Annotated in this window: 2 protein-coding genes; both read right to left on the reverse strand. The window is 78.8% G+C overall.

Going from position 1 to position 1,893, the window contains the following annotated elements:
* Positions 1 to 97: 97 nt before the first annotated feature.
* Positions 98 to 1,192: a glycosyltransferase family 4 protein gene (locus ABEB16_RS20580; protein ID WP_425560277.1), complete on the reverse strand. Its 1,095-nt coding sequence runs from the start codon at positions 1,190 to 1,192 to the stop codon at positions 98 to 100.
* Between the two features lie 114 nt (positions 1,193 to 1,306).
* The gene (locus tag ABEB16_RS20585) at positions 1,307 to 1,648 is read right to left on the reverse strand and encodes a PLD nuclease N-terminal domain-containing protein (RefSeq protein WP_345714055.1); all 342 of its coding nucleotides are present in this window, start codon (positions 1,646 to 1,648) and stop codon (positions 1,307 to 1,309) included.
* Positions 1,649 to 1,893: the final 245 nt, after the last annotated feature.

Here is a 1,893-nt window from a genome sequence, read left to right on the forward strand (position 1 = left end):
CACGTCCCCGTCTCGGCCGGCGCGGGCACCGCCTTGAGGACGGTCGTCGGGCCCCGTCGCCGCGACCCGTGGTGCCGGGACCCGCGCCGGGGGTGGGTCAGGACAGCACGCTGCGGTAGGTCCGCAGCAGCTCGTCGCCGATGGCCCCCCAGCCCCGCCCCGCGACCGACGCCCGGGCGGCGGCGGCCATGCGCCGGCGCCGCACCGGGTCCTCCGCCAGCTCCTGCACGAGCCGGCGGACCTCCCCGGCCGCCCCCGGCGCGAACAGCTCGCCGTTGACGCCCGGCTCGACGAGGTCCAGCAGCCCTCCCGCGGCGGGCGCGACCACCGGCACGCCGCTGGCGAGGGCCTCCAGCGCGGCCTGGCAGAACGTCTCGTGGCGGCCGGTGTGCACGAACACGTCCAGCGAGGCGAACAGGGCGGACAGCTCCTGCCCGCCCAGCATCCCAAGGAAGCGCGCCCGCGGCAGCTGCCTGCGCAGCGCCGCGCGCTGCGGGCCGTCACCGGCGATGACGAGCCGGACGCCGGGCAGCCGCTGCACCGCGGCGAGCAGGCCGAGCTCCTTCTCCGGGGCGAGCCGGCCGACGTAGCCGACGAGGACCTCCCCCTGCGGGGCGAGCCGGCGGTGCAGGTCGTCGTCGCGGTGCCCGGGGGAGAACCGGTACGGGTCCACGCCGTGCGGCCAGCGGCTGACGCGGTGCACGCCGTGGGTGCGCAGCTGCTCGCAGGCGTGCCGGCTGGGGGCCAGCGTGCGGGCGGCGGGGGCGTGCACCCGGCGCACCCAGGACCAGGCGGCGCGGGAGAGGGCGGGCACCCGGTAACGCGCGGCGTACCCGGGCAGGTCGGTCTGGTAGACCGCGACGACGGGGACGCCCAGGGCGCGGGCCGGGGGTGCGGCCTGCGCGCCGAGCACGGCCGGGGCGGCCAGGTGGACGACGTCGGGGCGGAAGGCGCGCAGCGCGCGGGACAGCTCCGGGCCGGGCCACGCCAGGCGCTGCTCCGCGTAGAGCGGCAGCGGGCTGGACGGCACCCGCACGACGGGGGTGCGCCCGTACGACGCCGGTCCCGGCCCGGGCGCGACGACCACGGCCTCGTGGCCGGTGTCGTCCAGGTGGTCGAGGACCCGCAGGACGGAGTTCGTGACCCCGTTGACCTGCGGCAGGAAGGACTCGGTGACGACGGCGACGCGCACGTGGTGCAGCGTCACGAGCCGGTGGTGTCCGGGAGGTGAACACCGAGGTGGCGTCGGGTGAACCGCGGTGGAACACCCGGTGGGGGTGGAGCCGCCGGGCCCGGAACCACCCGCTCAGGTCGTCGCGTCGGGACCCTTGCCGCCGTCCGGGCCCGCCGCGTCCGGGCCCGTGCCGCCGGGACGCCGGCGCCGGTCGAGGTCGCGGAGGAAGTCCGGGTCGTCGTCCGGCCCGCGCGGTGCCGGGCGCGCACCACCGGCGGGTCGGTGCGGCAGGTGCGGGCGGCGCTGGGGACGGCCCGCCAGCAGGTAGGCCAGCGGGCCCGCCACGGGCACCAGGACGATCAGCAGCAGCCACGCCCAGCGGGGCAGGTTGCGCACCTCGCGCGCCTGCGCGCAGTCCACCAGGCAGTAGACGAGCAGGGCGAGCTGGATGACGACGGGCAGCACGCGCAACATGCCGGCTGGCACCTCCTCGGGCGGCGCCCCGCTGCGGCGGGGCGGTGTCGGACGGTCGGACAACGTTCAACCGGCGTGCGTGGTGCCCGCCCCCTCCACGCCGGCCAGCTCGCGCAGCGCGCGCCGGTCGGGCTTGCCGGGACCGCGCAGCGGCAGCCCCGCCAGCACCAGCAGCTGGCGCGGCGCGGCACGCCGGTCGACGAGGGCGGCGACGTCCCCGCGCAGCGCGGCGAGCAGGGCCCGGT

It is taken from the genome of Kineococcus glutinatus (genome assembly GCF_039542765.1).
GTDB classification, from domain to species: Bacteria; Actinomycetota; Actinomycetes; order Actinomycetales; family Kineococcaceae; genus Kineococcus_A; species Kineococcus_A glutinatus.